We start from the raw sequence: 2,813 nt of genomic DNA on the forward strand, positions 1-2,813 counted from the left end.
GTAATAATTTATTAATATCAAATCTTTACATACAGTAGCATTGCAGGCTATGGAAATTATCAGGCCTAGACTAAGTATGAATAGTTATAATGACCCTTGAGATAAAATACGCTGGCATAATGAAGAACACTTCTCCATTGATGACGAAGTTGAATTTCATTTGGTTTCTTGGGGGAGTCCAAAAAACATTATTGAGTTTGGGGTATATCACGGGGCGAGTCTCGTTTTACTCGATAAGATTTACACCCCTGAATCCATCATAGGCATAGACAAACGTCGAGAACATCCAGCCTTAAGTCAATACCGAAAGGGGCCTTCAGCACACTCGGTAATAGAGCCTTATTGTGGAGTAAAGCAAGATCATACAGACAAGCTCATTCAAATATTAGAATTACACTTCCCCAAAAAAAAATGTAGACCTAATTATTGATGATTGCAGCCATTTATATGAACCAACAAAAGCCGCCTTTTTGACATCATTCCCTTATCTAAAATCAGGTGGGATATACATCATAGAAGATTGGGGATGGGCGCATTGGCCGGGTGAGTTTCAAAAGAAAGAGTTTTTCCCCGGAACTCCTTTAAGTAAATTGGTTTTCGAATTACTCATGCTTCAAAGCGTCATTCCAAATGTCATAGCTAAAATTGAAACTGATTATAATCACGTTGCTATTACTAAAGGAGAAGAGAGTAGCCCCAATAACCGAAAACTATTTGAACTCATAAAATGCAAGACCTCGATTCACATTGAGAAACAATGATAAGTTCCTACACTATATTAGCTCTAGCTATGACTTTAAGTTCATTAGACAAATGGATTTCACGAGTCTTTCTTAAGAAAAATCCTTTATGTAATGAATATTTACTAGCCTATCAAATTACATGCAGTTTACTGGCTGCTCTGTTTGTTATCTTCGAAATCGAACAAATCCCTACAAAATTCGACAATACAAGTGAACTTTGGGAGCTGTTGCTTTTAAGTATATTCAGTGTTTTCTCATGGCTTGGGTTTGCGTACTCAACCTTTAGGGCTCGTGCTTCAATTGAATTAGGCTCTATCTCGATAATCTCTAAAACAAAGATCATTTGGAGTGCTCTGTTCGGGGTTAGCTTTTTAAATGAGACACTGACTTTCCTTCAAATGACTGGCGTTATACTGATACTTGTCGCTTCACTGCTCATCAGCACAAGTAACAACATGAATCTTCTTTTTTCAAACAATCTACACGCGTGGCTCGCGCCAATCTTTCTCACTCTAGCCATTGGTTTTGATAAAGTACTTACGTTGTACTTACCTACTAGCGTTATCCTTTTTATCGGTTTTTCTGGAACCGCTTTTTTGACGCCTCTACTATTTAAAGTTCATTATAGGTTAATCAAAAAAGTTCTATTTAACGCCGTAATAACAGCCACTTGCGGAACAGCAAGCTACTATTTTCTCTTAAAAGTGCTTAACACTAGCGCTTTTAGTTTAGTCATGGTTTTATTCCAAGGAGCCTTCATCCTCGATATTCTTTTTGGTTACTTCTTTTTAAAAGAGCGCACGAACCTTAAAACGAAAATAGTCTCTTGTTTACTCGCTACCCTTGGTATTTTGACTTTGGCTTCATAACGTACACTTATTTACAGAACTCCAAGTGTGACTCCCCAAAACACAAACTTCACCAAAAAACCTAATCTTAAAATTTGATGACTTTAAAACATCCCCGAGCGATACATGTTAGTCAATTAACCATTGTTGTTACAGCGTTTATAGCATATAAATCTCGCTGTAGAAAAAGGCCTAATTGAGAGGGGCTTTCTACTACAAACCTAATCGATTAATAGAGTTTTGTTAGAAAGCCTACTTAATGTTAGGCGTGGCTAACTATTGTTGCACTCTGCTCTCATTTTACACTCCCCCGTCAACCTCCCTTGGGAATCACATTAAATAATCTAAATTGATGCGTGAGCAAAAATTAAGCTAGCGCAGAATCCCTATCGTGATACTGATTTAACTCATTTGGTGTTAGGATAATAAAATGAAAAAGACCACGCCAACCCCACATGATGCCCTCTTTAAGCAGTTTCTCACTCATCCAGAAACCGCTAAGGACTTATTGGATATTCACCTGCCTGCTGAGCTGCGTGAAATCTGTGATTTGACGACCCTAAAACTCGAATCAGGCAGCTTTATTGAAGAAAGTTTACGGCCTTACTATTCGGATGTCCTTTATTCTCTTACAACGTCTCAGGGGGAAGGTTACGTCTACGCGTTAATCGAGCACCAGAGTCGACCAGATAAACACATGGCATTCAGACTAATGCGTTACGCTATCGCCGCCATGCAGCAACATATTGAAGCTGGCCATGAGCGCTTACCTCTGGTGATCCCGTTGCAGTTTTACCATGGTAAGGTCTCGCCCTACCCGTATGAGATGAATTGGTTAAAAGGGTTCGTTAACCCTCTTATAGCTAAAGCGCTCTATACTCAAGATTTTCCATTAGTCGATGTCACGGTCATCTCCGATGATGAGATAATGCAGCATCGCCGCATCGCATTGCTTGAGCTTGTCCAAAAGCACGCAAGGCATCGGGATATCATGGATTTCTTTGAGCCTCTGGTCACATTGCTCTTAACCGATTACACTACAGATAAGCAAGTACAGTCATTGATGAGCTACTTACTCCAAGTGGGTGAAACGAACAACCTAGAGGCGTTAATTACGTCACTAGCCTCATCAGTACCGAAACACGAGGACACACTTATGACTATTGCAGAACAATTGCGCCAACAAGGCGAGCAACGTGGCCGCCAAGAAGGACGTCAAGAA

3 protein-coding genes are annotated in these 2,813 nt (G+C 39.7%); all 3 read left to right on the forward strand.

Going from position 1 to position 2,813, the window contains the following annotated elements:
• Positions 1-470: 470 nt before the first annotated feature.
• The gene (locus AB4653_RS09485; protein WP_017101255.1) at positions 471-761 is read left to right on the forward strand and encodes a hypothetical protein; all 291 of its coding nucleotides are present in this window, start codon (positions 471-473) and stop codon (positions 759-761) included.
• Between the two features lie 29 nt (positions 762-790).
• Positions 791-1,612 carry an EamA family transporter gene (locus tag AB4653_RS09490; RefSeq protein WP_372085588.1) on the forward strand — a complete coding sequence of 274 codons (822 nt, stop codon included), beginning with the start codon at positions 791-793 and terminating at the stop codon, positions 1,610-1,612.
• A gap of 409 nt (positions 1,613-2,021) precedes the next feature.
• Positions 2,022-2,813 (forward strand): Rpn family recombination-promoting nuclease/putative transposase (locus tag AB4653_RS09495; protein WP_137002641.1); only part of this gene is annotated, 792 nt, incomplete at its 3' end.

The sequence above is a fragment of the Vibrio sp. 10N.222.48.A3 genome, from assembly GCF_041475345.1.
In the GTDB taxonomy this organism is placed as follows: domain Bacteria; phylum Pseudomonadota; class Gammaproteobacteria; order Enterobacterales; family Vibrionaceae; genus Vibrio; species Vibrio tasmaniensis_A.